We start from the raw sequence: 26,995 nt of genomic DNA, 5'->3' as shown, positions 1-26,995 counted from the left end.
ATTGACGGGAGGCGTACGCATGAACTGGAAGCACAAGGACCTGCTTGATCTGGACAAACTGACAGCGGAAGAAATCAAACATATCTTGAAGACTGCGGCTCCGATGAAAGAGATTTTGGCAAGACCCAATAAGAAATTACCGACACTGAGAGGGAAATCTGTGGTCATGCTTTTTTATGAGAACAGCACCCGGACCAGGACTTCCTTCGAGACTGCGGCCAAAATCCTTGGAGCAGATACGTCAAATATTGCAGTTGCCCAAAGCAGTGTAAGTAAGGGAGAAACCCTTCTGGATACAGCGAAGACGCTTCAGGCCATGAAAGTTGATTTGGTAGTCATCAGGCATGGCAGCTCAGGGGCGGCAGAGTTCCTCGCCGACGAGCTTTCAGCCGGCGTGATCAATGGCGGTGACGGCCAGCATGCCCATCCGACTCAGGCCTTGCTGGACTTTTTTACGATGCAGGAGAGGCTGGGAGAACTTCAAGGCAAGAAAATCGTGATTGTCGGCGATGTGCTGCACTCTAGAGTTGTGCGGAGCAATGTCCTCGGACTGAAAAAACTTGGCGCCGAAATCGTATTGGTTGGCCCGCCGACGCTGCTGCCATCGGAAATGAATTACCTTGGTGTGAAGACCTCTTACGATCTGGATAAAGAACTGCCCGGGGCCGATGCGGTGATGGCCCTCCGCCTTCAGCTGGAAAGGCAGCAAAGCGGCCTTTTTCCGTCAATCAGGGAATACAGCAGGTTATATGGTCTTAGCCAGGAAAGGTTAAGACAAACCGGTAAAGATACCATCATCATGCACCCCGGTCCGATGAACAGAGGTGTCGAGATTACGAGTGATTTGGCTGACAGTGTGCAGTCTGTGATTGAAGAGCAGGTCACCAACGGTGTTGCCATTCGGATGGCTTTGATTTACTTGTTGATAGGAGGGACAGGCAGTGTTGTGGATTAAGAATGCGTATGTGATTGACCCGGCCCAAAGATTGTCCGGGATCAATGATGTCTTGGTTAAAGATGGCGTTATTGTGAAATCAGCCGGGAGCCTGCAGCCTGCAGACGTTCTGGAAGCGCTGGAAGCCCAGAGGCTTGACGATGTGCTACAGGTTGAGGGGGAAGGAAAATATTTGTTCCCCGGTCTAATTGATGTGCACGTGCATCTCCGCGAACCCGGTCAAGAGGAGAAGGAAGATATCCGCAGCGGTTCCAGAGCTGCGATAAAAGGAGGATTTACCTCGATACTCGCCATGGCCAATACAACGCCGATTGTTGACAACCGTGCGCTAACGGAATTTGTGCGGCTGCAGGGAGAACGCGCGGCTATGGCCAAAGTCTATCCGATCGCGGCGGTAACGAAAGGTTTCCTTGGCAAAGAGCTGGTGGAGATGATGGATATCCTCGACGGCGGAGCAGTGGCGTTTTCCGATGACGGTAAAGGAATCCAGAATGCTGAGATGATGCGTCTGGCACTGGAATACGCCAAGCTAGCTGGCTGCCCGATCATCAGTCATTGTGAAGATGACAGCCTGGCCGGACACGGTGTGATGCGCAAAGGTGAAATGAGTGCGAGACTCGGCTTAAGAGGAATTCCGGCCAGCGCCGAGAGCGTAATGGTGGCCAGGGATGTGCTGCTGACGGCTGAAACAGGAGGGAAACTCCATATTGCGCATGTATCGACCAAAGAAAGTGTGCAGATTATCAGAGAAGCCAAAAAAATGGGTGTGGATGTAACGGCCGAAGTGAATCCGCACCATCTGATCTTTACGGATCAGGATGTTATCCTGACCGATGCCTCTTATAAAGTCAATCCACCGCTTCCTTCTGCAGAAGACCAGATTGCGCTGTTGGAAGGCTTGCTGGACGGGACGATCGATATGCTGGCGACAGACCATGCCCCGCATACCTGGGAAGAGAAGACTCGGCCTTTCGCCGAAGCACCGTTTGGGATCAACGCGCTGGAAACAGTCCTAGCCGCAGTCTGGCAGAACCTCGTGTTAAAAGGGAAAATAACCCCAGATCAGGTCATCGCTTTATGGTCGCTGAACCCGGCTCGCCGTTTCGGCCTGCCGGGTGGAACGCTTCGACCCGGGAGTCAGGCCGATTTGGTTCTGTTTGACCCGGAATACCGGGAAATGATTTCTGCGGAGACAATGGAGACAAAGTCGCAGAATACCCCTTTCCTGGGACAGGAGATGCAGGGATTCCCAGTAATGACCATTGTCGGCGGAAAAATACGAATGGCTGGAAGAAAGCTTTTAGACAATAAGGAGGAAGCATAATGGCCTGGCTGGTTTTAAGTGACGGAAAAGCTTTCGAAGGAGAAAAATTTGGCCCCTGGATTGGCGGAGACCACGTGATCAAAGGGGAAGTCGTATTCAATACTTCAATGTGCGGATATCAGGAAATGATCACCGATTTGTCCTATGCCGGACAAATCCTGACATTTACGCACCCGCAGATCGGGAACTACGGCTGGCATCATGAAGAGAGCGAAGCTGACAAGGTACTGCTTAAGGGTATCATCGTGCGGGAGCTCTCGGCTGGCGAAGGCAGCCTGCATGCCGATGGAAGCCTGGAAGATTTCTGTATGAAACAGAATATCCCTGGCTTAAAAGGCGTCGATACCCGGGCGTTGACCCGCTATATCCGGAATAATGGGACGATGTCCGGCATAATGGTCGAGGAACTGGAACAGGCCGCAGCGTTCTGGCAGAAAAGCACGCCGCAGGATTTTGACCCTGAAAAACATTGGGTGTACCAGGCGACATCCGACGAAGAATATGTCATTCCCGGTAACGGTCCGGAGTTGGCTGTACTTGATCTTGGCGCCAAAAAGAATATTTTGCGTTGCCTGCAGAAAAGAGGTTACCAGCTGCATGTTTTTCCGGCAGGGACTTCCTCTCAGAAAATAATGGAGTTGAGGCCCCAGGGACTTGTGCTGAGCAATGGACCTGGAGATCCATCCCGTCTGCCGGAAATTGCAGAGAACATGGGGAAACTGATTACGGAATTACCGATCATGGGCATTTGTATGGGTCATCAGATCATGGCGATGGCAGCGGGTGCCTCGACCTACAAGCTGCCGTTTGGGCATCGCGGAGGGAACCATCCTGTTCAGAACAAAGAAACGGGCAAAGTAACCATGACTTCTCAGAACCATGGTTATGCTGTCAGTGAAGAATCGCTTCGAGGAACTGGGTTTAACATCCTGTATGCGAATTTGAATGATGGCACGGTTGAAGGCCTGAAGCACGAAAAATATCCGGTTTTAACTGTGCAATATCATCCTGAAGCTGCACCGGGCCCTGAGGAAAATGATGAAATATTTGACCGCTTTGCAGAGATGATGAACGCTAAATGGGGGGAAATGTAAATGCCAAAACAAAATTGGCAGAAGGTCATGGTGATTGGTTCAGGACCCATCGTGATCGGACAGGCGGCTGAGTTTGACTATGCCGGAACGCAGGCCTGCCGGGCTTTAAGGGAAGAAGGCGTGGGAATTATTCTGGTCAATTCCAATCCGGCTACCATTATGACGGATAAGGAAATTGCCGATAAAGTATATATCGAGCCTCTGACACTGGAGTTTTTGGAGCGAATTATTGAGAAGGAAAGACCCGACGGACTGATCCCGACGATGGGCGGCCAAACCGGACTGAACCTGGCTTTCCAGCTGGCCAAAGCCGGTATTCTGGACCGCTGTGGCGTCACGCTTTTGGGAACGCCGCTGGAGAGCATCAGCAAGGCGGAGGACAGGGAGCTTTTCCGGAATTTGATGAACGAAATTGGGGAACCGATCCCGGCGAGCTCGATTGTTTCGGATGTACGGGAAGCTCTTAAATTTGCTGAAGAAATTGGCTATCCGGTGATTGTTCGGCCGGCATTCACGCTGGGCGGCACCGGCGGCGGGATTGCCAAAGACGCGGATGAATTGACAACGATTGCCGCCAGCGGAATCAAAGCCAGTATGATTGGGCAGATTCTAATCGAAAAAAGTGTAGCCGGCTGGAAAGAAATTGAGTATGAGGTGCTGCGGGACAGCTGCGGCAACAGTATTACGGTTTGCCATATGGAAAATATGGATCCTGTCGGCGTCCATACCGGTGACAGCATCGTCGTGGCACCCTGCCAGACGCTTACAGATAAGGAAGTCCAGACACTTCGGACTTCGGCCCTGAAAATCGTAGCTGCTCTCGGCATTGAGGGAGGCTGCAATGTTCAATATGCGCTGCATCCGGAAAGACTCGAATACTGTGTTATTGAAGTCAATCCGCGTTTGAGCCGTTCGAGTGCGCTGGCTTCCAAAGCGACGGGCTATCCGATTGCGAAGGTGGCTGCCAAAATAGCGATCGGCTATACGTTGGCCGAACTGCCGAATGCCGTAACCGGGAAGACTTCGGCCTGTTTTGAGCCTGCCTTGGACTATGTGGTTGTAAAGATCCCGCGTTGGCCTTTCGATAAATTCTCCGATGCCGACCGTAGGATTGGTACGCAAATGAAGGCGACCGGAGAGGTTATGGGTTTGGGGCGCAATTTGGAGACGGCCCTCTTAAAGGCGGTGCGCTCCCTTGAAACGAAAGCATACGGCATCCTGCTCGAAGAGATGGCGTACATCGACGATGAACTTCTTCGGAAAAGATGCAGCCTGCCGGAAGATAATCTGCTCTTCGTGATTGCGGAAGCTTTCCGCAGGGGATGGACTGTAGACGAAATAAATCGGCTAAATGCGTGGAACCCTTACTTTTTGAAGAAAATAGAAGGGATTGTCAGGACATCCACAGAAATAAAGCAGCAGGCCTGGGATTTGACAGCCTTAACAAAGGCCAAGCGGCTGGGCTATTCCGACCGCGAGATTGCCCGTCTTTGGCATGCAAATGAGCAGCAGGTCTATGATTTCAGGATCCTGAACAATCTGAAGCCTGTCTTTAAAATGGTCGATACCTGTGCCGGGGAGTTTGAAGCGACGACCCCGTACTTCTACTCGAGCTATGATGCCGAGGATGAGGTTCAGCCGACAGACCGACGGAAAGTTGTCGTCCTGGGATCGGGGCCGATCAGGATCGGTCAGGGCATCGAGTTTGACTATTGCTCAGTTCATGCTGTGAAGGCGCTGCGCAAGGCAGGTATTGAGAGTATCATTATTAACAATAATCCGGAAACAGTGTCTACCGACTTTGATACGGCCGACAGGCTTTACTTTGAACCACTCACGATTGAGGATGTCACGGCAGTACTTGAGAAAGAAAAACCTGAGGGTATCGTCGTCCAATTTGGCGGACAGACTGCGATAGGGTTATGTAAAGGACTGGCGGAACGCGGCTACCGGATTCTTGGTACGACGGTCGAAGACACGGACAGAGCGGAAGAGAGAGGAATCTTTGATGAAGTTCTGCAGCAGCTGGGCGCTCGCCGGCCCCGCGGCGGATGCGTTTCCAACATGGAAGAAGCTGAAAGGCTTGCAGAGGATATCGGCTATCCCCTGATTGTACGTCCTTCCTATGTGCTTGGAGGAAGGGCTATGCAAATTGTTTATGAGCCTCAGGAGCTCCAGGGTGTATTTGCAAGGGCTTTGGCGGATTTCCCGGGACAAAGCATCTGGATCGACCAGTATCTTCTCGGCAAAGAGGTCGAAGTCGATGCGATTTCCGACGGGGAAACCGTCTGCATTCCCGGAATCATGGAGCATCTGGAACGGGCCGGTATTCATTCCGGCGATTCGATTGCGGTCTATCCGCCGCAAACGGTTGCAGACGACGTCAAGGAAATCATCGAGGATTTAACCGTTTCGCTGGCCCGGAGCCTGCGGATCAAAGGCTTGTTGAATATCCAGTATGTGATCTATAAAGATCAGGTCTATATTCTGGAAGTCAATCCCCGCTCCAGCCGTACGGTCCCTTTCTTAAGCAAGATTACCGGCGTGCCGATTGTGGAATTGGCCACCCGGGTCATTCTTGGAGAGAAGCTGGGAAGCATGGGTATTAAATCCGGTTTGTGGCCGGTTGGAGAGAAGGTTGCGGTAAAAGCGCCGGTATTCTCTTTCTCCAAGCTGCTGCTCGTTGAACCTTCTCTCGGTCCTGAAATGAAGTCAACCGGAGAAGTCATGGGGATTGATTATGATTATGAAAAAGCGCTCCAGAAAGCATTGATGGCCGCCGGCATGCAGATATCGGTTTACGGCACGCTGCTCGCCACCCTAGCCGACCGCGATAAGGAAGACGGGATACGGCTCGTTAAACGTTTTGCCAAACTTGGTTTCAGAATCATCGCCACGGAAGGGACGGCTAAGGCGATTCGCCAGTCCGGCATTGAAGTTGACACGGTTGGTAAACTTCATTCCGGATCGGACGATATCACTGAGAAGATCCGCAAGGGTCATGTCCAGTGTGTTTTAAATACAACCACACACGGCAGAATCATTGCCAGCGACGGTTTTGCGATCCGAAGAAGTGCGGTCGAACACGGCGTACCGTGCTTTACCAGTATGGATACGGCCGAAGCCTGGCTGCATGTTCTGGAAGCCAACATACCGAGTATCGTGCCGCTCAGCTAGAGCGGCGATAAAGGTCTCAGGCCGGTCTGTGTGTCACAATACTGCTTTTCGGCTGATTGTACCCTCCATGGCACAAACAGCCGCGCTGCGCTATCCGTGCTACGCTTGTCGCAGTACTTGTGACCCACAGACTGATTTTAAGCTTTAAGCCGGTCTGTATGTCTTATTTTTGAGTAGTTATTTAAAATACAATGTACCAGGGAGTGAGAACATCATGGACCTCAAGGAGAAAGTCGTCTTCAATGAAAGGATCGGACATCCCGTCCAGGGTTTGTACAAACTTGTTTTGAGTGGAGAAGCTGCCAAAACAGCTCGACCGGGCCAGTTTCTGCATATCCAGGTCACGGACACGAGTGATCCACTTCTGCGCAGACCACTTAGCATTGCCGGGATCGACCCTGAACGTGGAGAAGTGACTATCTACTACAGAATCAAAGGGAAAGGTACCGAACTTCTCTCAAGGATACCGGCAGACCAATATCTAAGTGTTCTGGGGCCGCTGGGGACAGGTTTTTCTATTCCCCGGGAAGGAGAACTGCTGCTGATTGCAGGCGGAATAGGGATGTTTCCGCTGTTCTCTGTGATCCAGGCTGCACAGAAAGTTCCCGTAAAGATAAAAGTCCTCTGGGGCGGGGAAAACAAAGATTTCCTGGACAGTGCAGATTTGAATCTGCTGCTGCAAAAAGGTTTGGATGTTGAACTTTCAACGCTGGACGGAAGTTTCGGAGAGAAAGGCCTGGTCACCGCACTACTGGAAAAGCACCTAGCTCTCGGAAGCACGCAGGAATTGCTGCACGGAGGGCTTCTACAGGCCGCAGCCTGCGGCCCGAACGGTATGCTGAAGGCTGTCGCAGGGATTTGTCTGAATGGCGACGTTCCGCTGGAGGTTTCTTTAGAAGAGCGGATGGCCTGCGGGGTTGGCGCGTGTTTGGGCTGTGTCTGTACTGTCAGAGCCGAAAACGGCGGACTGAAACGAAAACGTGTCTGCAAAGAGGGACCGGTAATGAATGGGCAGGAGGTGGTCTGGGATGCAGACATTTAATCTTGAGACTGATCTGGCAGGATTAAAGCTTAAAAATCCTGTCATCACTGCCTCCGGCACGTATGGCTTCGGTGAAGCTTATGCTCCGTTTTATGAACCCTCCGTTCTCGGCGGGATTACCGTCAAAGGGATTACACCGCTTAAGCGCCTTGGGAATCCTGTACCGAGGCTCGCGGAGACTCCATCAGGCCTGCTGAATTCTGTAGGCTTGGAAAATCCCGGGCTGGAGGCTTTCTTAAAAAGCTATCTGCCGCAGCTGGCTTCGCTGGACACGGCAGTGATTGTCAATATCTCGGGTTTCTCACTGGAAGATTATGCCCTGATGGCATCATCCTTCCAACGCGGCTGTGGGATTGCAGCTCTGGAAGTTAACATCTCTTGTCCGAACATCAAACACGGCGGTATGGCTTTTGGAACTGATCCCAAGAGTGCGGAAGAAGTCATCGCTGCCGTCAGAAAGAAAACGGATCTGCCGTTGATTGCGAAGCTGTCTCCGAATGTGACCGATATTGCAGCGATGGCTAAAGCTGTGGAAAGTGGCGGGGCGGATATCATTTCTCTGATTAATACGCTTTTGGGCATGCAGATTGATCTCAATACTCAGAAGCCAGTGTTGGCCAACACGATGGGGGGATTATCCGGTCCCGCAGTCCGGCCGGTGGCCGTCAGAATGGTCTATCAGGTCTATCAGGCTGTAAAGCTGCCGGTCATTGGCATGGGCGGAATTTCAACCTGGCAGGATGCTGTCGAATTTATGCTGGCAGGCGCTTCGGCAGTGAGCATCGGAACAGCTAATTTTGGCAATCCGCTTGCGCCCGTTGAAATTTTGGAAGGAATTCAGGCCTATGGCAATCAAAGAGGCTATCAGTCGGTCAGGGAAATCGTCGGACTTGCCCATGGGCAGAAAGGATGAGGAAAATGGAAACTTTACAAAGTTTAAATGAAAAAGTTATTGTTGCCCTGGATGTCAATACGAAAGAAAAAGCCCTGGACATTGCCCGGGCACTTGCCGGCAGCGGGTGCTGGCTGAAGGTCGGCCTTGAGCTTTATGCACTCTCGGGCTTAAGCCTGATTCAGCAGTTCAAGGAGCTCGGATTTAAAATATTTCTCGATCTCAAGCTGCATGATATTCCGACTACTGTCGAGAAAACCTTAAGCGTCTTAACTGCCTCCGGCGTGGATATGATCAATGTCCACTGCAGCGGCGGATACGAAATGATGGCAAGAGCGGCCGAGGTCGGTCATAAGGCCGGCAAAATCATTATCGGTGTAACCGTGCTTACGAGTATGGGCCAGGAGGACCTAACATCAATCGGGGTTCAAGGCAGTACGCAGGACCAGGTACTGAAGCTGGCAATGCTTGCTATGAAAGCAAATCTGGATGGAGTCGTGTCTTCCGCCCAGGAAGCAAAAATTCTCCGGGCGGAATGCGGAGAAGATTTTCTTCTCGTGACGCCGGGGATCCGGCCGGCCTGGAGCGAAAAAAATGACCAGGTGCGGATTCTTACGCCGCGCATGGCCCTGGAAGCCGGAAGCTCCTATCTGGTAGTTGGCAGACCGATTACTTTGAATGAGAATCCCAGGAAAGCTTTAGCGCGTATGTGGGATTAAAAAAACAGCTTTTGTATTGACAGGGTCCTGGCTATTATTATATAGTTGTGACGTTATAAGCTGGTATATGTTGGTATATTGTTTGAACCTGTAGTTTGCAGTACAAAAATGACAGCATGAACTTGACGGCATGAAAAAATCATGAGGTTAGGTAATTCATGGGGTTTAAGCGTTTGCGTAAATACTTTACGGTTGTTCCAAAAGAAAACAAGGATGAATTTTCGCGTCAGCTTTGGAAAGAAAATTTCTTAAAGCTAATTGTTATCGCGGGTTTCTTTAGCATTTGTGAAAGTTTACTGCTGATCTTTTTTTCGAGTACGGTCGTAGACGTTAAAATCAGCATATTAATTTTTATTTCGCTCAGTTTGTTAATGCTTCCGCTTCTTATTCAAGTATACCGGAAATGCAACGTCTACAGAAAGGAAATCATCTATTGTACAGAAGTTGGCTACTTAATCATTTTACTGGTTTTTGGCTGTGCGCTTAGTATTCTGCCTCAAAATGAGCTTGTATCAATCAATCCATATATTATTGCAGTGTTCGGTTTAGCAGCTTTTATCTATTTACCTCCTTTGACAAGTTTGGTCTTGTATTCTTCTATATATCTTTTCTTTTTTCTGGTCATTCCCTACTATCAGCCGAATGATTATATTGTCGAGATTTTGCGTATCAATGCTTTTATTATGAACCTGTGTGCGTGGATTTTTTCCAGGATGGTGTTCAAAATCAGATTATTGTCCTTGATTTATAAAAAAGAAATTGAAACTAAGAACATAATATTGGCAGACCTGTCCGTTCGCGATTCGATGACATCCCTATATAATCATGAAAACATCTTTCTTAAACTTAAGGAAGAGATTGAACGAGCCAAACGGATTGATTACCCATTGTCTATTATTATGATGGACATCGATGACTTTAAAGATATCAACGACCGATTCGGTCACCAATATGGAGACAATGTTATCATCCGTGTTGCTGGAATATTGGGGCAGGTATGTCGACGCACCGATATTATCGGCAGATATGGTGGGGACGAATTCGTCATTATCCTACCTGATACTGTCACGGATGAGGTTTTGTTCCTGGCGGAACGGCTCAGATCTAAGATAGCGCTAACTGATTTTCGGGAAGGCATACATATTACCGTAAGCGGAGGAATAAGTGAACTTAAGGAAGAATCGCCTGAAGAACTGATCAGAAAAGCTGACCTCCAGCTGTATAAAGCGAAAGCCAATGGCAGGAATCGGTTTGAAGCAGGATCTCTGGTAGACGATGTCCAGGGAAGCTTGTGGGGTAATATTAGAGGATGACAACACCATTGAACTCTACTCTGTTTCGGCCTTGTTCCTTGGCTCGGTAGAGTGCGTTATCCACCTTTTTGATCCAGGAATCTATGTTATCGGTATTGGCCAGTTCGGCGACTCCAATGCTTGCCGTGATTTCTCCAACTTCCTGGAATAGGTGTTCCGCGATCAACTCCCTGAGTCTGTCGGCGTACTGCACGGCATTTCCGGCCCGAAGGTGAGGTGCCAGGATCAGGAATTCCTCTCCTCCCCAACGTGCTAAAGAGTCAAAGCTCCGGATATTGTCCCGCAGAAGATTCGCAAACTCAATCAAGGCCTGATCTCCAGCCTGATGTCCGTAGTTGTCGTTGATCAATTTGAAGTGGTCAATATCCAAAAGTAACAGGGAAAGTGGATACTTGTTACGTCTGGAACGTTCAATTTCAATTGCCGAATTCTTCAGGAAGCATCTTCGATTCCAAATATTTGTGAGCTGATCAGTGAATGCTGATTTTTCCAATTCAGCATTCACTTTTTTTAAAGCTTCAGTCGTACGTTTGTGCTCTTTCAGTTCTTTGCTTAGAGAGCGGACCAGCCTGAGATTTTGGATAACCGTGCTGAGCTGCCCGCAAACAGCCTGCAGCAATTCCTTATCTTTGGCTTTAAAAGGCTTATTATGCTTGTTAATCAATCCAATCCCGCCGATCGTTTTTTGTTCAAACGTGATCGGAAAAGTCATTTCATCAGTAAAGCCATAATCAAGAAATAACTGTTTGATGTTTTCATCAATTTCAGTTTTTTCCGTATACTTGGCGTATGCCACAAAGCCTGATGTAAGACTTTGACCGAAGAAACCGACATACTCCGGCAAAATTTCTATTTTACGGATGATTTCTTTGGGTAGCCCAAGTGTATAATATAACGCCGGTCGTTGCAGGTAGTCATCATAAATGTAAAACACAAAAGCATCAAATTCAAACGTGCTTTTCATGACATCTGCTGCTTGCCGGATGAGTCTGTTAATGTTTTTTTCACTTGTCGTTGCCTGATAAATATTATATAAGACCTCAAGACGGTTGTACGTCTCTTTTAATTCTTCCTCTACTTGGCCCCGATCTGTGATGTCACGGACAATGGATGTAGTAAGATATTTATTGCCTACCAATTGTCTAACTATGCTTAATACTTCGACCGGGATTAGGTGCCCATCCTTGTGTTTGTGAAATGTCTGAATAAGAGAAAGTCCCCCGTAATCAACACATTCAATAATTTTTTGATTGATTCCGCCTACTACAATAGGATCAAAGTCCCTAACATTTAAGGTGAGCAGCTCTTCTCTGGTGTAGCCCAATGTCCGGCAAGCGGCTTCATTGACGAAAGAAAGGTTTCCTTCTTCATCGGCCCAGAACACGCTATCCGGTATTTTTTCAAGGCTGGTAAAGGCAAACAAAAGTTTTTCTTCTTTATCCTGCTCGTTTTTGAAATAGACATCAGAAGCCTGAAATATCATTTAAACCACCTTGGTAAACAATCTATTATTTTCTAAATGTAAATAGATTGTCTTAATTTTTAGATATTATCAAATTGTGATTACTGGTAAATAAAGGAAATGTAAAATAAAGTAAGGGGTATTTCTGTAATTATTATATAACAAAAAATAACAAATATAATAACTAATTTTGTAAATAATACTTAGTATATTTGTGTATAATAATGCATATTTGCGACAATTTTTTAAAGATATCTTATATAACAAAAGTTGAGATAGATTTCACAGCAAAATAGTTCCTTTTTTCTTAATCAATGTGGTAGAATATTTTAAGTGCCATAATACGTGTTAAATGTTATTGTACTGATATTTCCTGGATAAACTCAGAAATCACATTTTGGAGGTGGAATAAACGTGTCTGATCATTCAACGACTGAAAGATTAAATGAAAATGACATTCTCGATATTTTCAAGGAGACCGGAGCGTTGCTTCAAGGTCATTTTCTTCTTACTTCTGGGAAACACAGCGCGCGTTACATGCAGTGCGCCCAGGTACTTCAATATCCGAGGAAGGCTGCAGTTCTTGGGAAAGAGCTGGCCAGAAAATTTGAAGGAATGGAGATCCAAACCGTTATTGGTCCTGCGATGGGCGGGATTGTCGTCGCCCATGAGGTTGGTCGGAACTTAGGGATAAAATCAATCTTTACTGAAAGACAAAATGGGAAAATGGCGCTCAGGAGAGGCTTCAAGCTTGAACCCGGCGAAAAAGTCCTCGTGGTCGAAGATGTTATCACAACTGGCGGATCGGTGAAAGAAGTCATCGATATCGTCAAGGAAGCTGGTGCAGTTCCGGTCGGTGTAGGCGTGCTTGTGGATCGCAGCGGCGGCAAAGCTGATTTTGACGGACTTTTGCTGCATAGTCTGATTCAGATGAATATTGAGGCGTATGAGCCGGATGATTGCCCGCTTTGCAAGCAGGGTATCCTGTGGGAGAAACCTGGGAGCAGGGGAATAAAATAGACCTAGACAAGTAAAAACTGTAAATATTCAGGTAGGACTCCGTAATACATAGCCGCTTTCGGTTGTTGTGCTCTCCTTGGCACGTCGCTCCTTGCCATCCTTGGCATCGCGACATTAGGCCATCCGTGGCCGTCAAAAAGCCGCGCTCCGCATCGTGTTCCGCTGACGCTGGCTACGTATTACGGAGTCTATTTTATGGTATTTGCGGAGTTTTCTCTAGCTATTGAATGCTGATTATCGCGTTATCTATTGTTCGGTAGCTAGGAGCCGCTCGATAGCATCCGGCTCCGGTGTCAGCAGAAGAGACCAGTTTTGCTCATAAACAACCATCCCGGGTTTAGCCCCCCGGGGTTTTTTGATTTGCCGGACGTGAGTATAGTCGACAGGGACATGGGAAGACCCCCTGGCCTGGCTGAAATAAATGGCCAGTGCTGCGGCATCGAGTAAGGTATTATCGTCCGGGAACTCCTCCTCTTCAGATAGAGGAACAATGATATGGGAACCCGGAATATTCTTGACGTGAAGCCATAAATCACCCGGCTTCGCTTCCCGCCAGGTCATCCGGTCATTCTGCTTATTGTTGCGTCCGACCAAAATCGGTCTGCCACTTTTTGACAGATAGACATGTGGCTGAGAAATAGAATTCTGTTCTCTTCCGGCAGCTTGTCTCTTTTTCGTCTGGTTCCTGTCCTGTTTTTTGATATATCCCTGATCGATCAGTTCCTGATAGATCTCATTAAGTTCGATATCATCTTCAGCCTGGTCAATGCTTAGAGCTAGTGTCTGGAGATAATTCATTTCTTCCTGGGCAGCTTTCTGTAGAGGTGCGGTTTTTTTGATCGTTGCTTTGGCCTTATTGTAGATTTTATAGTAGTGCTGAGCATTATTGATGCCGGTCAGGTTTGGATCAAGTGAAATCCTAATAGATTTATAATCGGGATCGGTGTAGTCTTCTACGGCAATTTCTTTCATACCGGGTGAAAGCTTATAGAGATTGGCTGTCAAAAGTTCTCCGAGTTTTTGATATTCCAGCCCTTTTTCAGCCTTGGCAATTGTATCATAATAGATAACGTCTTTCTTGCTGATGTGGACAAAATGATCCTGGACAACCTTGCGGAGCGAGCCTTTTTTGGCGTCATTCTTTTGACCGGTCATTTTTTGGGTGTAATACAGATCTACCGCGTCATTTAGGAACAATGTTTTCTGAAGTTTGAGACCTTCGTACTGTACATACGGAATAAAGGTAAAAGCAGCTGGCATGTTCTTGTCCCGCCCGGACTGATAATATACGCACGGATCAGTGGCTGTATCCTGTTTGGTCAGAAGGAAAAAGGAATAAGCCTGGAAAAGACGGCTCAGGTCAATTTGCCCACAGTTGTCAAGAAGCACATCTGGCTCAAGACTAGCCCTCAGAATAAGCTCTTTGGCTAGTTCAGGGCTGATGCCGTCAAACAGATTCACCAGGACATCACAGACTTTCCGGTCAAGCGGGTACCCGAGGATGACTGCCATCCATTCTTGTTCATCAGTGACCGCTTCAGCTTTATGCTGGGAAGGCGGTGAGATATACAATCTTCCGGGAAGCACTTCCCGGTGCCTACTCAGGAGATGGGAATACCGTCTGATTCCATCTAGAATGACGTTGGTCTGAGGATCGACTAGAATCAGATTGCTGTGTTTACCCATGATTTCCAGGGTAAGTTGATAATCTTGAAGATCACCTCTTTCATTGTAATTCTGTATCGTCACGGTAATGATGCGTTCCAGTCCACACTGATTGATTTCAATAATCTTGCCGCCTTCAAGATGTTTGCGCAGAATCATGCAGAACATCGGAGGTGAGACAGGATTTTTTTTATTTTGCCCAGTCAGATGCAATCTGGCGGAAGTGCTGCCGGCATTTAACAGCAGACGCAAATTTTTTCCGGGACTTCGCAGTAGAAGATGGACCTCCTCTTTTTCAGGCTGCTGGACTTTATCTATACGCGTTCCAACCAGAGTTGGCTTAAGTTCTTTCAGAAGATGATAGAGTGTAATACTGTCAAGGGCCATATCGTTAACTCCTTAAAACTTAAATGTTTTCTCGGCAAGCTAATCAACAAAATTCAATATCAGTATAACACAAATCCGGGAATTTTTTCTGGACAGGCCGAATAGCATGTACTAATGGAAATGAAAAGGAGGAGCAAGAAATGCAGCGGCAAGTTTGGCACATATTAACCGGCGGAGAAATATGCAAAGGATTTAAAGTAGATTCTGAAAAGGGTCTTAGTGATAGGGAAGTCAGCCGGCGGCTGGCGGAATTTGGTCCGAATTCTCTGGTTGTAAAAAAAGGGGTTAACCCGGTTTTCTTATTTTTGGGTCAGTTTAAGGATTTCATGGTTGTGGTGTTGATGGTTGCCACACTAATTTCAGGTCTGCTCGGGGAAATTGCCGATGCAGTAACGATTCTGGCTATTGTTTTTCTGAATGCAGTGCTCGGCTTTATTCAGGAATATAAAGCCGAAAGGTCTATGGAATTACTACGTTCTCTAACGGCACCTGAGGCGATGGTTCTGCGGAATAGCAAAGCGGCAAAGGTGCCTGCTCCCGATTTGGTTCCAGGGGACATCGTTATCCTGGAAGCAGGGGATCGTATACCTGCCGATATACGATGGCTGAATACCTTAAACATCCGCGTGGAAGAATCAGCACTGACCGGCGAATCCCAACCGGTCACCAAAATGAACCAGCCTTTGACGAATGAATACAGTCCAGTAGCTGACCGGAAGAATATGGGTTATATGGGGACCGTAGTTGTAAACGGAAGGGGACTTGGAATCGTTATTGCCACAGGCATGAATACTGAGATGGGTATGATCGCCGGAATGATTCAGGAGGTGAAGGAAGAAGAGACACCTCTCCAAAAAAGGCTTTCTCAGCTTGGCAAATGGCTGGTTTCAATCAGTCTTGCCGTCTGTGTTGTTGTTATGGTGACAGGAATTTTACAAGGAGAAAGCTTTGAAAAGATGTTTTTTGCCGGCGTATCGTTGGCAGTCGCTGCGATCCCTGAAGGTCTTCCGGCAATTGTTACGGTTGCACTGGCAATCGGTGTGCAGCGGATGGTCAAACGCAACGCAGTGATCCGTAAGCTTCCAGCCGTGGAAACCCTGGGTTGTGCGACTGTAATCTGTTCAGACAAGACCGGAACGCTGACCCAAAATGAAATGACAGTCCGGCGGATCTTCTGCGATAACCAGGTCATTACGCTGACAGGTCAAGGCTATGATCCCAAAGGGGATTATCATGGCGCCGACCCGTATAAGGATAAAGGCCCCCTGAAAGAACTCCTCAGGTGCGCGGCTCTGTGCAATAATGCTGTATTAACCAAGAAAGGGATCCAAGTGGCAGGGCTTTTCAGAGGCAAAAGTCAGGACAGTATCTGGGGGATTGAAGGTGATCCCACGGAGGGGGCCCTTCTGGTTGCGGCCGCAAAAGCTGGAGTATGGCGGGAGGCTTTGGAACGGAAGGAACAAAGGGTTGCGGAAATCCCTTTTGAATCGGAACGGAAACGGATGACGGTTATTTATAAGAGTAAAGAGGAATATAAAGCCTACGTCAAAGGAGCTCCGGATGTTATTCTGGAACTATGCTCGCGGGAGATGACGAAAGATGGCGTGGTGGAACTGACTTCTGAAAGAAGAAAGCAAATCCTATTTTACAATGACGAGATGGCATCCCATGCACTCAGGGTTCTGGCGCTTGGGTGGAAAGATGTCCGGCGCGGCGAACCAAACGGTGATGTGGAAAATAATCTGATATTCTTAGGCTTGGCCGGGATGATCGACCCGCCACGTACCAGTGCTGTCAAAGCAATAAAAGTATGTCAGGCTGCCGGGATCAAGCCAGTCATGATTACCGGAGACCATAAGCTGACAGCGCAGGCTGTCGCGAAAGAACTTGGGATCATTCGCGGATTTTATGAACGGGTGGTTACCGGAATAGAACTAGATCAAATGACAGATGAAGATCTAAGTGACATGGTCATGAATATTTCGGTGTTTGCCCGGGTCGCACCAAGGGATAAGCTTAGAATCGTCAGGGCTTTAAAAAAGAACGGCCAAATTGTGGCAATGACCGGAGACGGTGTCAATGATGCCCCCGCTGTGAAAGAAGCTGATATCGGGGTCGCCATGGGGCAGACCGGAACCGATGTCACCAAAGAGGCCTCGGCTATGGTAATCTCTGACGATAATTTTGCGGCGATCGTCGCAGCGGTCGAAGAAGGAAGAGGAATTTATGACAATATCCGAAAGTTTATCCGGTACCTTCTTTCCTGCAATCTCGGAGAAGTGCTGACCATGTTTCTGGGAACGCTTACAGGGTTACCCCTGCCTTTACTGCCAATACAGATTCTCTGGGTCAATCTGGTTACGGACGGTCTGCCGGCGATGGCTTTGGGGGTGGATGGAACAGAGCCGGATATCATGAAGAGGGTTCCGCGTCAACCGCAGGAAAGTGTATTTGCGCGGGGATTAGGGCAAAAGATTCTGATCAGGGGAACGATTATTGGTTTAGCGACACTTTTTGTATTTGTCATCGGTTTATGGTATGGCGTCGGCCTTTTAGCGGCACGAACTATGGCGTTTACCACGCTTGTTTTTTCTCAGCTTTTCCATGTTTTTGACTGCAAATCGGAACGCCGCGGAATCTTTGAGGTTGGTATATTCTCCAATCCATTGCTGGTCGTGGCAGTCGCGATTTCAGTAACGATGCAGCTCTCGGTCATCTATCTTCCGGCTTTGCAGGCAATTTTCAAAACCACAGCGCTGGTCGGCTGGCAATGGTTTGTGATTCTGGTGGCTGCCTGCGGACCCAGCTTAATCATTGGCCTGACACGACTTATTCGGAACAGATATCAGCCAGCTAAATCCAGCCCAAATTTTAGCTTCAAAAAAAGCGTTCACTAACTCTAAAATATGTCTCCGTAATGGGTGCCAGCGCTACCATAATGTAAACATACATTATGTATACTTCAGACAAAAATATTGACCCTTTGCTATTCTCATAGTATTCTTAAAGAAACTTAGCTGGTGTAGGCCCATGGGCCTTGGCCGATGAGGTCATTTTTGAACAGACTCTGTAAAAGGCAGCGAGAGGAGAACCCTTTATGGATTTTGTGAAAATGCATGGTCTGGGAAACGATTTTATCTGCCTGGATCATTTTCTTTTTCCGACGGGTATGGATTATGCTGAAACTGCTGTCCAACTTTGCCACAGACAATTTGGCGTTGGCGGTGATGGTCTTATTGTGATTCTGCCTTCCGATGTAGCCGATGCAAGGATGAGGATATTTAATCCGGACGGTTCTGAACCGGAGATGTGCGGCAATGGCATACGCTGTTTTGCCAAATATGTTTATGAAGCCGGTTACGTTCAGAGAGATTCACTTAAGGTAGAAACGCTGGCTGGAGTTCTGAATGTCAAGCTGGAGATCTGCCAGGGAGTTGTGCACCATGTTACGGTTAGCATGGGTGAGCCGTGCCTTGATCCCGTTAAGATACCTGTTATGGCCGGAACGGATACTGCACTCAACCAAAAACTTGAGGCTGCCGGGCAGGAAGTTATTTTCTCGGCAGTATCAATGGGAAATCCGCATTGTATTATTTTTACCGAGGATCTGGAATTGCTTCCATTTGAAACGCTGGGTCCTGCGATCGAGAAACACCCGCTGTTTCCAAGAAAAACAAATGTGGAGTTTGTCAAAATAGATAATTCAGGTGAAATAACTGTCAAGGTGTGGGAACGCGGAGCCGGCCCAACGCTAGCCTGCGGAACGGGAGCTTGCGCATCTGTGGTTGCAGCAGTGCTGACTGGAAGAACCAACAGAAACGTGATCGTTCATTTGCCTGGGGGGGACCTGAAGATTGAATGGCAGGAAGGTCAGCAGGTCCACATGACGGGTCCCGTAGTCTATGTTTTCCGCGGAAGTACGCTTGAATCATAAGACATCATCACACATGACGATAGAAAAGACTACATCAAGGAATTATAACTACATATTTACAGGAGAGTGAATAGAATGGCTTTTGTCAATGAAAATTATCTTAAACTGCCTGGAAGCTATCTCTTTTCGGAAATAGCCCGCCGGGAAAAGCAGTTCAGACAGGAAAACCCGGACTGCGACTTAATAAAAATGGGTATTGGTGATGTGACCCGCTCGCTTCCACCAGCCGTTATCGAGGCAATGCATCAGGCAGTCGATGAAATGGGTCAGCAGAAAACCTTTAGAGGATACGGCCCGGAACAAGGATATGAGTTTCTGATTGAAAAAATTATTGAGCATGATTTTAGGCCCCGCGGCGTCGACCTGGCAGTTAACGAAGTGTTTATCAGTGATGGGGCCAAGACGGATACCGCCAATTTTCAGGAAATATTTGGGACCGACAATATCCTGGCTGTTACAGACCCAGTTTATCCGGTTTATGTGGACAGCAATGTCATGGCTGGACGTACCGGTATTTACAACAGCGACAAAGGGCAGTTTGAAGGAATCGTTTATCTTCCCTGCAATCAGCAAAATGGACTGAAACCGGAATTTCCAAGTAGCAGAGCAGATATGATCTACCTGTGCTATCCGAACAATCCGACCGGAACGACACTTTCGGTTGAAGAACTAAAGAAGTGGGTCGATTATGCACGCGAGCATAAGGCCATCATCTTATTTGATGCTGCGTATGAAGCTTTCATTCGGGAAGACGGTGTTCCCCATAGTATTTTTGAAATCGAAGGCGCACGCGAAGTGGCTGTAGAATTCAGAAGTTTCTCCAAGACAGCCGGTTTTACCGGTACCCGCTGCGCATATACCATCGTACCCAAAGAAGTCATGGTTTATGATTCCAAAGGGGAAGCGCACAGTCTGAATAAATTATGGCTTAGGAGGCAGACCACAAAATTCAACGGGGTGTCATATCCGATTCAAGCTGCTGCTGCCGCCGTATTTTCTGAGGCAGGGAAACAACAGGTCAAAGAAACCATTGATTATTATATGGATAATGCCGCCATTATTCGAGCTGGTCTCGAAAAAGCGGGATATACCGTCTTTGGCGGTGTAAATGCACCGTATATCTGGCTAAAAACACCGGGACATTTAGGATCCTGGGAATTCTTTGACAAGCTGATGAAAGAGGCAAATGTTATCGGAACACCTGGAGCCGGCTTCGGTGCGAGCGGAGAAGGATTCTTCCGGCTGACGGCTTTCAATACTAGGGAGAATACGGAGAGGGCCATTGAAAGGATAAGGACCAGGATAGTTTAAAGCTATCTATTAGGCAGGATGAGGCGATCTACTGCTTGAGAACGTGATTTTAATTGAGGGGCTATTTGTCCTCTCAATTTTTTCTTTCTAGTACCTTGTATAACTCTGAAACGCATGTAAAAAGAGCAAATCATAGTATTCTTGCCCTTAAGAACAAAAGAGTGGTATATTGTCGTTAAGGAGTTGAGGTAATTGGCAAACAGTATGACTGGTTTTGGCAGAGGGGAAGCTCAGGGACTTGGAGTTCAGATTTCAGTAGAAATGAAGTCAGTGAACAATCGCTTCCTGGAAGTCCTGGTAAAACTACCAAGGAACCTGAATATCATTGAGGAACGTTTTCGTAAAGCCGTGCAGGAAAAAGTCCAACGGGGCCGCATTGATATTTACGTGAATATCAAGGAAACGGAAGAAAAAAAGAGATTAGTTAAGGTTGACAAAGATTTGGTGCTGTCGTATGATAATTCTCTGAAGGAATTGGCAAATTTGCTCAATACCGCTTATAAAAGCGATCTTTTTAGTCTGGTTTCGCTCCCTGAAGTACTCAGTGTTGAAAACGAAGAGACGGATGCCGAAGCCTTGTGGCCATATCTCAATATGGCTTTACAGGAGGCACTGAACCAGTTAATTCAAATGCGTAGGACTGAAGGGGAGAGACTGGCCAAGGATTTGCTGAAAAAATTAGACGACCTTTCCGGAATGGTTGATCAAGTAACTGTAAGAGCGCCGCAGGTTGTCGCGGAATATCAGGGGAAATTGAGGGAAAGGCTTGCGGCTCTTCTGGCGGACACTTCGCTGGATGAAGCCAGACTGATTACCGAAGTTGCTATTTTTGCCGACAGAGCTTCGATTGAAGAAGAGCTGGTCAGGCTTGGAAGTCATTTTGAGCAATTTTCCAAAGCATTTTCGGCCAACGAACCGATTGGACGGAAACTGGATTTTCTGATTCAGGAAATGAACAGGGAGATCAATACCATTGGGTCTAAGGCAAATGATCTGGAGATTTCACATATCATTGTTCAGGGAAAAAGTGAATTGGAGAAAATCCGGGAACAGGTTCAGAATATCGAGTAACACGATGAAAAGAGCAGTAATAACGCCGATATGCAGCGTATTGAATATGGGAGGTATAAGGAATTGGATATCAAACTGATTAATATAGGATTTGGCAATATTGTATCGGCCAACAGAATTATCTCGATTGTAAGTCCGGAATCAGCACCTATTAAACGGATTATTCAGGAAGCGCGCGATACAGGAATGCTCATCGATGCCACCTATGGGCGAAGAACGCGTGCCGTCATTATGTGTGACAGCCACCACGTGATTTTGTCGGCTGTTCAGCCTGAAACGGTTGCCCATCGTCTGACCGCCAAAGAATCCAGTAATGAAGATCCGGCTGATTAAAAATGGAAGACAAAGGGTTGCTGATTGTGGTTTCAGGTCCTGCAGGAGTTGGGAAAGGAACGCTGTGTAAGCGGCTTTTTGCTGAGTGCGGCGATCTAGAATATTCTGTTTCCGTAACGACCAGGGAATCAAGACCGGGAGAAACAGAGGGTAAAGAATATTATTTTCGTTCCAGGGATGAGTTTCTTAAAATGGTCGAGAACAATGAGTTCTTGGAATGGGCAGAGTTTTGCGGGAACCTGTATGGAACCCCAAGATTTCATGTGGAAAGTACCCTGAAGAGAAACAAGACCATCTTACTGGAAATCGATATGCAGGGAGCAAAAATTGTCAAAAAGGCTTTTCCGGATGGTGTGTTTATTTTCATTGTTCCGCCTTCCCTGGAAGAGCTGGCTGAAAGGCTTTACGGAAGAGGAACGGAAACACCTGAGGTCGTGCAGCGCAGACTGGCACAAGCCGTTCAGGAAATGAAAAGTATAAAAGATTATGATTATGCTGTTGAGAACGACGAAATCGGCACTGCAGCTGAAAGGCTTAAGAGTATCATCATTGCAGAAAAATGCCGGATAAATCCAAAGTCGTTTTAGTTTAAAGGAGGAATAACGATGAAGCAGCCTTCTTTGGATGTTCTAATGTCCCAGGCAGACAGTAAATATACCCTTGTTGTGGCCGCTGCTAAAAGGGCCAGGGTACTCATGAACAATTTGGATGCGAATGAATTTAAGGATACGAAACCTGTCAGCAGGGCGCTGGTTGAGATTGCATACGGCAAAATTAATTCCGACTTTTTTGAGAAGGTGACGACAGATGCTACGCGGTAAACGTGTACTTCTGGGTGTGACAGGAAGTATTGCTGCTTATAAAGCGGTCGACATTGCCAGCAGACTGGTGAAAAGCGGTGCAGAGGTCTTTGTCGTGATGACGAAATCAGCGACAGAGCTTGTTACGCCTTTGACTTTCAGGAGCATCACCGGTCAGCCGGTTTATACGGATATGTTCAGTGAACCCAAACTGTGGAACATTGAACATATTTCCCTGGCACAAAAGGCAGATCTTGCGTTGGTCGCACCGGCGACCGCGAATATCATTGCGAAGATGGCTGTCGGTCTTGCCGATGATTTTTTATCGACGGTATTACTGGCGGTTCAGAACCCTATCTTTATGGCACCGGCGATGAATCATGCCATGTACCATCACCCTGCAACGCAGCAGAATCTGGGGATTCTTCAGCAGCGGGGGATTCATTTGATTGGACCGGCCAGAGGCTTCCAGGCCTGCGGGACAGAAGGGGACGGCAGGATGAGTGAGCCCGGGGAGATCATCGCGTTTCTTCAGGATTTTATGTCAAGCCGACAAATGATGAAGGGCCAGAAAGTGCTGGTAACGGCAGGTGGTACCCGCGAGGAACTTGATCCGGTCAGATATCTTGGAAATTACAGCTCGGGCCGCATGGGCTATGCAATTGCTGAGGCGTTTGCTGAGGCAGGCGCACAGGTGACCCTGGTCAGCGGACCCTCGGATCTTCTGCCCCCATTCGGCGTGGAAACGGTCCGGATTATTTCAGCGGAAGAGATGTATGCGGAAGTTATGACACGATATGCGGAACAGGATATCGTCGTCAAAGCAGCTGCTGTTGCTGATTTTCGGCCTGCAATCCGCAATCAGCAAAAGATCAAGAAAGACGGAAAGTCTGTTATCCTGGAATTAGTACCGAATACAGACATCTTGTCAGCTTTGGGAGCTCGGAAGAAGCACCAGTACCTGGTTGGCTTTGCTGCTGAGACCCAAAATGTGATTGAAAACGGTCTGGAAAAGCTGAACCGTAAAAAGGCCGATATGCTTGTGGTCAATGATGTCACAGCATCAGGGGCTGGTTTTGGCACGGATACCAATATTGTTAGTTTTCTTTATCCCGATGGCAGAAAAATAGATCTGCCCAAAATGAGCAAGCTGGATGTTGCCAGAAAGTTGGTGCAAGAGATTGCCTTGGACAAAGGCATTGGATCAAAGGAGTGATTTTGAATGGGTTACAAATTATTCACCTCAGAATCTGTTACCGAAGGACATCCCGACAAAATATGCGACCAAATTTCGGATGCGATTCTTGATGCCGTTCTACGTCAGGACAGAGAAGCACGAGTCGCCTGTGAAACATCTGTGACAACCGGGCTGGTTCTGGTAAGCGGCGAGATTACCACGCATTGTTATGTGGATATTCCAAGAGTCGTAAGGGAAACCATCAGACAGATCGGATATACGAGAGCCAAGTATGGCTTTGACGCGGATACCTGTGCGGTGCTGACCTCGATTGGAGAGCAGTCCAGTGATATTGCCTTAGGCGTTAACAAAGCATTAGAAGCAAAAATATCCGAAGAAGACATCAGTGAAATCGGTGCAGGAGACCAAGGGATGATGTTTGGCTATGCGACAAACGAAACCGAAACATTCATGCCGGTGCCGATTGATCTTGCGCATAAACTGGCCCGCAGGCTAGCTGAAATCCGTAAGGCGGAAGTGCTGAACTATTTAAGACCTGACGGGAAAACGCAGGTTACCGTTGAATACGAGGACGGAAAACCCAAAAGAATCGATACGATTGTAATTTCGACCCAGCATCATCCTGAGGTTTCCCAGGAGCAGATCAAAAACGATCTTTTGGAGTATGTCGTAAGACCAGTGGTTCCATCTGAAATGCTGGATGAGAATACCCGTTATTATATCAACCCGACGGGTAGATTTGTGATTGGCGGGCCTCAGGGTGACGCAGGACTTACCGGCAGAAAAATTATTGTCGACACCTATGGTGGTATGGCTAGACACGGTGGCGGGGCGTTCTCTGGAAAAGATCCTACGAAGGTTGACCGGTCTGGGGCTTATGCCGCGCGCTATGTGGCCAAAAATGTTGTCGGAGCGGGCCTGGCTGATCGCTGTGAGATTCAGATCGCCTATGCGATCGGTGTTGCGCATCCTGTCTCTATTTCTGTTGAAACATTTGGGACGGGCAAGGTCAGTGATGATAAGATTATTGCACTGATTAATGAAACGTTTGATCTTCGTCCGGCTGCAATCATCAACACCCTGGATCTCCGCAGACCAATCTACAGACAGACTGCGGCCTACGGGCATTTTGGCCGCAATGACCTTGACCTCCCATGGGAGAAGCTTGATAAAGTTGAACAATTAAGGAAACTGGCCGGACGCTGAAACGTTGTTAAGCTTCCAATAAAAATAAGCTATAGCAGAGAAAAATCATTAGTATCAGTAGAAGAATAACAGACTGCAGAGGGTGTCGTGGGAATCCAGGGCATCCTTTTTGTTGATAAACAGGAAAAAAAACTTACAATTTTAAATTAAAAGTGCCATTTAAAAATACAGATTCAAATATGGATTATCTTGATATATAATATACCTATTGTTAGCAGTTAGCGTGTCAAAATAAGTTTAAGGCAGGAGGATGGTAGGATGACTCAGGATGAATTGCTACTTCATTTAAGAAAGACCATTGCACAGGTCTTAAAAGCTCCCTACTATAAGAAAAGACTGGCTGAGGTGGGTATCTATTATCCCGGTGATGTCAAATCCCTGGAGGATTTTCGGAAGATACCATTGACGGATAAAGAAGCGTTACGCCAGAATTATCCTTTTGGATTATTTGCCGAGCCATTGGAAAAGATGGTCAGAATCCATGCTTCCTCAGGGACAACGGGAAAACCGACCGTTGTAGGGTATACCCGTGAAGATATTCAGTTATGGGCCAAAATTGTGGCCAACGGTCTCAGAAGGGCCGGTATTACGTCCAATGACGTTGTTCAGGTTGCTTACGGCTATGGCTTGTTTACCGGCGGTATGGGACTGCATTACGGATGTGAAGAACTCGGGGCATTAGTCATTCCGATCTCCGGCGGCAATACCCAGCGTCAGCTGATGCTGATGCGTGACTTTGGAAGTACGGTTCTTTGCTGTACTCCGTCGTACGCACTTTATCTGGCAGACAGTCTGGAAGAAGAGGGTATGACCAAAGAAGACTTGAAACTAAGGGTCGGGATATTTGGCGCTGAGCCTTGGACAGAACAGATGAGAGCTGAGATTGAGACCAGACTTGGTATTCGGGCGCTTGATATCTATGGATTGAGTGAAACGATGGGACCCGGCGTTTCTCTAGAGTGCCTGAAGGGCGAAGGGCTGCATATCGATGAGAACTTCTACCCTGAGATTCTCGATAAAGACGGAAATGTTCTGCCGGAAGGAGAAACAGGAGAGCTCGTTCTTACCAGCTTTAACAAAATGGGTTTCCCCGGACTTCGCTATAGAACAAAAGATATTACCAGCATCACCTATGGAAGCTGTACCTGCGGCCACACCGGCTGGACGATGAAGAGAGTGTCGGCCAGAGTCGATGATATGCTGATCATTCGCGGTGTCAACGTCTTCCCAAGCCAGATTGAAGAGGCAATCCTGTCGGTAGGTGGAATCGAACCGCATTATCTGATTGTTGTGGATCGTGAGGGTAATCTCGATACTCTTGAAGTGCAGATTGAGGTGAATGCGGCAAGCTTCAACGATGAGATCCGAGAACTCGAAGAGCTCCAGCAAAGGCTTCAAACTAAAATACATGAGATCCTTAATATTGCAGCCAGGGTGCGTCTTGTCGAGCCTAAGAGTATCCCGCGCAGCGAAGGAAAAGCGAAACGTGTAATTGATAAACGCAAGGAAAAACAATTAAGCTAAATTCTCCTAAATGAAAAAAATAAAGGGGGAAAAATATATGTTACAACTGTCAATTTTTTTGGAAAATGCCCAGGGCCGTCTGGCAGACGCACTGAATACTTTAGCTGACCTTCAGGTCAATATCCGCGCGCTGTCCCTTGCTGACACCAAAGATTACGGTGTACTCAGGATTATCGTGGAGAATCCGGAAGAAGTTGCGGAGAAACTCCGGGAGCGCAATTGTGTCGTCAAGATTACCCAGGTTTGGGTGCTAAAAGTTCCCGATAGTCCGGGAGGTCTGGCTGGACAACTGAACAAGCTTGTTGCCGAGGGAGTGAACGTTGAATATATGTATGGTTTTGTGGAAAAGGAAAACGAGCAGGCCCAGGTCGTTCTAAGAGTCAGAGATGCTGAAATCATGCAGGCTGCGATGGACAAACTTGCGCTCAAATGAAGAAAGAAGAAAGTAAGCGATCAAACACAGCATTAAAATAGCATTAAAATATAATAATAGGATGAAAAAAACCTGTTTCCTTATAAAAAATAAGGAAACAGGTTTTTTGTATAATCCGTTCTGGTATTTAGGAAA

Annotated in this window: 22 protein-coding genes; 20 read left to right on the top strand and 2 right to left on the bottom strand. The window is 47.4% G+C overall.

All coding sequences use genetic code 11. The features are described 5' to 3' along the window. Positions 1-19 precede the first annotated feature (19 nt). From C1I38_RS07180 to C1I38_RS07145, 8 genes are all read left to right on the top strand, one after another. The gene (locus tag C1I38_RS07180) at positions 20-955 is read left to right on the top strand and encodes an aspartate carbamoyltransferase catalytic subunit (protein WP_020492589.1); all 936 of its coding nucleotides are present in this window, start codon (positions 20-22) and stop codon (positions 953-955) included. Further along, on the top strand, positions 942-2,279 hold the full coding sequence (locus C1I38_RS07175) for a dihydroorotase (protein ID WP_020492590.1): 1,338 nt from the start codon (positions 942-944) through the stop codon (positions 2,277-2,279). Before C1I38_RS07180 ends, C1I38_RS07175 begins: the two co-directional genes overlap by 14 nt. Further along, complete coding sequence (locus C1I38_RS07170) at positions 2,279-3,373, top strand: carbamoyl phosphate synthase small subunit (protein WP_020492591.1); 1,095 nt, start codon at positions 2,279-2,281, stop codon at positions 3,371-3,373. Before C1I38_RS07175 ends, C1I38_RS07170 begins: the two co-directional genes overlap by 1 nt. Then, positions 3,374-6,550, top strand: coding sequence for a carbamoyl-phosphate synthase large subunit (gene carB / locus C1I38_RS07165; protein WP_020492592.1), 3,177 nt, complete (start codon positions 3,374-3,376; stop codon positions 6,548-6,550). It begins immediately after the preceding gene. 214 nt (positions 6,551-6,764) lie between these two features. Beyond that, positions 6,765-7,592 (top strand): dihydroorotate dehydrogenase electron transfer subunit, encoded by an 828-nt coding sequence (locus tag C1I38_RS07160; RefSeq protein ID WP_020492593.1) that lies wholly within the window; start codon positions 6,765-6,767, stop codon positions 7,590-7,592. Further along, positions 7,579-8,505 carry a dihydroorotate dehydrogenase gene (locus tag C1I38_RS07155; RefSeq protein ID WP_020492594.1) on the top strand — a complete coding sequence of 309 codons (927 nt, stop codon included), beginning with the start codon at positions 7,579-7,581 and terminating at the stop codon, positions 8,503-8,505. Before C1I38_RS07160 ends, C1I38_RS07155 begins: the two co-directional genes overlap by 14 nt. Positions 8,506-8,510: 5 nt before the next feature. After that, on the top strand, positions 8,511-9,203 hold the full coding sequence (pyrF, locus tag C1I38_RS07150; RefSeq protein ID WP_026156540.1) for an orotidine-5'-phosphate decarboxylase: 693 nt from the start codon (positions 8,511-8,513) through the stop codon (positions 9,201-9,203). A gap of 173 nt (positions 9,204-9,376) precedes the next feature. Next, positions 9,377-10,516 carry a GGDEF domain-containing protein gene (locus tag C1I38_RS07145; protein WP_243103604.1) on the top strand — a complete coding sequence of 380 codons (1,140 nt, stop codon included), beginning with the start codon at positions 9,377-9,379 and terminating at the stop codon, positions 10,514-10,516. Here the strand turns inward: C1I38_RS07145 and C1I38_RS07140 are convergent. Further along, complete coding sequence (locus tag C1I38_RS07140; RefSeq protein ID WP_020492597.1) at positions 10,506-11,999, bottom strand: sensor domain-containing diguanylate cyclase; 1,494 nt, start codon at positions 11,997-11,999, stop codon at positions 10,506-10,508. The genes C1I38_RS07145 and C1I38_RS07140 overlap by 11 nt on opposite strands. Positions 12,000-12,392: 393 nt before the next feature. On the opposite strand from C1I38_RS07140, the gene pyrE reads away from it, so the two are divergent. After that, complete coding sequence (pyrE, locus tag C1I38_RS07135; RefSeq protein WP_020492598.1) at positions 12,393-12,998, top strand: orotate phosphoribosyltransferase; 606 nt, start codon at positions 12,393-12,395, stop codon at positions 12,996-12,998. 246 nt (positions 12,999-13,244) lie between these two features. Here pyrE and C1I38_RS07130 read toward each other — a convergent pair whose 3' ends face one another. Continuing rightward, the gene (locus tag C1I38_RS07130; RefSeq protein ID WP_026156542.1) at positions 13,245-15,050 is read right to left on the bottom strand and encodes an NFACT RNA binding domain-containing protein; all 1,806 of its coding nucleotides are present in this window, start codon (positions 15,048-15,050) and stop codon (positions 13,245-13,247) included. Between the two features lie 140 nt (positions 15,051-15,190). On the opposite strand from C1I38_RS07130, the gene C1I38_RS07125 reads away from it, so the two are divergent. The 11 genes from C1I38_RS07125 to C1I38_RS07075 all read left to right on the top strand — a co-directional run bounded on the left by C1I38_RS07125 (position 15,191) and on the right by C1I38_RS07075 (position 26,860). After that, positions 15,191-17,947, top strand: a complete 2,757-nt coding sequence (locus tag C1I38_RS07125; protein WP_020492601.1) for a calcium-transporting P-type ATPase, PMR1-type — start codon at positions 15,191-15,193, stop codon at positions 17,945-17,947. A gap of 200 nt (positions 17,948-18,147) precedes the next feature. After that, entirely contained in the window at positions 18,148-18,984 is an 837-nt protein-coding gene (gene dapF / locus C1I38_RS07120; protein ID WP_020492602.1) for a diaminopimelate epimerase, read from the top strand. Positions 18,985-19,059: 75 nt separating this feature from the next. Further along, a complete protein-coding gene (locus C1I38_RS07115) occupies positions 19,060-20,295 on the top strand; it encodes an LL-diaminopimelate aminotransferase (RefSeq protein ID WP_020492603.1) in 1,236 nt (411 codons plus the stop codon). 192 nt (positions 20,296-20,487) lie between these two features. Next, positions 20,488-21,366: a YicC/YloC family endoribonuclease gene (locus C1I38_RS07110; RefSeq protein WP_026156543.1), complete on the top strand. Its 879-nt coding sequence runs from the start codon at positions 20,488-20,490 to the stop codon at positions 21,364-21,366. Between the two features lie 63 nt (positions 21,367-21,429). Continuing rightward, positions 21,430-21,699 (top strand): DUF370 domain-containing protein, encoded by a 270-nt coding sequence (locus C1I38_RS07105; protein ID WP_015043501.1) that lies wholly within the window; start codon positions 21,430-21,432, stop codon positions 21,697-21,699. Positions 21,700-21,701: 2 nt separating this feature from the next. Beyond that, entirely contained in the window at positions 21,702-22,286 is a 585-nt protein-coding gene (gmk, locus tag C1I38_RS07100; protein WP_026156544.1) for a guanylate kinase, read from the top strand. 18 nt (positions 22,287-22,304) lie between these two features. Further along, positions 22,305-22,520, top strand: a complete 216-nt coding sequence (gene rpoZ / locus C1I38_RS07095; protein WP_020492606.1) for a DNA-directed RNA polymerase subunit omega — start codon at positions 22,305-22,307, stop codon at positions 22,518-22,520. After that, on the top strand, positions 22,507-23,715 hold the full coding sequence (coaBC, locus tag C1I38_RS07090; RefSeq protein ID WP_020492607.1) for a bifunctional phosphopantothenoylcysteine decarboxylase/phosphopantothenate--cysteine ligase CoaBC: 1,209 nt from the start codon (positions 22,507-22,509) through the stop codon (positions 23,713-23,715). The genes rpoZ and coaBC overlap by 14 nt, the downstream gene beginning before the upstream one ends. A 6-nt stretch (positions 23,716-23,721) precedes the next feature. Next, positions 23,722-24,903, top strand: coding sequence for a methionine adenosyltransferase (gene metK / locus C1I38_RS07085; protein WP_020492608.1), 1,182 nt, complete (start codon positions 23,722-23,724; stop codon positions 24,901-24,903). A gap of 258 nt (positions 24,904-25,161) precedes the next feature. Further along, positions 25,162-26,427 carry a phenylacetate--CoA ligase gene (locus C1I38_RS07080; protein ID WP_020492609.1) on the top strand — a complete coding sequence of 422 codons (1,266 nt, stop codon included), beginning with the start codon at positions 25,162-25,164 and terminating at the stop codon, positions 26,425-26,427. Between the two features lie 37 nt (positions 26,428-26,464). Then, positions 26,465-26,860, top strand: coding sequence for an ACT domain-containing protein (locus C1I38_RS07075; protein ID WP_015043495.1), 396 nt, complete (start codon positions 26,465-26,467; stop codon positions 26,858-26,860). Positions 26,861-26,995: the final 135 nt, after the last annotated feature.

The sequence above is a fragment of the Dehalobacter sp. 12DCB1 genome (assembly GCF_004343605.1).
GTDB lineage: Bacteria > Bacillota > Desulfitobacteriia > Desulfitobacteriales > Syntrophobotulaceae > Dehalobacter.
Note: the sequence above shows the minus strand (reverse complement) of the source record. Positions and strands in the feature narration are given on the sequence as shown.

Coding starts and splice junctions, on each gene's coding strand:
- carB (WP_020492592.1), top strand. CDS start 3,374: ATGCCAAAACAAAATTGGCAGAAGGTCATGGTGATTGGTTCAGGACCC.
- rpoZ (WP_020492606.1), top strand. CDS start 22,305: ATGAAGCAGCCTTCTTTGGATGTTCTAATGTCCCAGGCAGACAGTAAA.
- C1I38_RS07140 (WP_020492597.1), bottom strand. CDS start 11,999: ATGATATTTCAGGCTTCTGATGTCTATTTCAAAAACGAGCAGGATAAA.
- C1I38_RS07125 (WP_020492601.1), top strand. CDS start 15,191: ATGCAGCGGCAAGTTTGGCACATATTAACCGGCGGAGAAATATGCAAA.
- dapF (WP_020492602.1), top strand. CDS start 18,148: ATGGATTTTGTGAAAATGCATGGTCTGGGAAACGATTTTATCTGCCTG.
- gmk (WP_026156544.1), top strand. CDS start 21,702: ATGGAAGACAAAGGGTTGCTGATTGTGGTTTCAGGTCCTGCAGGAGTT.
- C1I38_RS07155 (WP_020492594.1), top strand. CDS start 7,579: ATGCAGACATTTAATCTTGAGACTGATCTGGCAGGATTAAAGCTTAAA.
- C1I38_RS07160 (WP_020492593.1), top strand. CDS start 6,765: ATGGACCTCAAGGAGAAAGTCGTCTTCAATGAAAGGATCGGACATCCC.
- C1I38_RS07115 (WP_020492603.1), top strand. CDS start 19,060: ATGGCTTTTGTCAATGAAAATTATCTTAAACTGCCTGGAAGCTATCTC.
- pyrF (WP_026156540.1), top strand. CDS start 8,511: ATGGAAACTTTACAAAGTTTAAATGAAAAAGTTATTGTTGCCCTGGAT.
- coaBC (WP_020492607.1), top strand. CDS start 22,507: ATGCTACGCGGTAAACGTGTACTTCTGGGTGTGACAGGAAGTATTGCT.
- C1I38_RS07130 (WP_026156542.1), bottom strand. CDS start 15,050: ATGGCCCTTGACAGTATTACACTCTATCATCTTCTGAAAGAACTTAAG.
- C1I38_RS07080 (WP_020492609.1), top strand. CDS start 25,162: ATGACTCAGGATGAATTGCTACTTCATTTAAGAAAGACCATTGCACAG.
- metK (WP_020492608.1), top strand. CDS start 23,722: ATGGGTTACAAATTATTCACCTCAGAATCTGTTACCGAAGGACATCCC.
- C1I38_RS07170 (WP_020492591.1), top strand. CDS start 2,279: ATGGCCTGGCTGGTTTTAAGTGACGGAAAAGCTTTCGAAGGAGAAAAA.
- C1I38_RS07180 (WP_020492589.1), top strand. CDS start 20: ATGAACTGGAAGCACAAGGACCTGCTTGATCTGGACAAACTGACAGCG.
- C1I38_RS07075 (WP_015043495.1), top strand. CDS start 26,465: ATGTTACAACTGTCAATTTTTTTGGAAAATGCCCAGGGCCGTCTGGCA.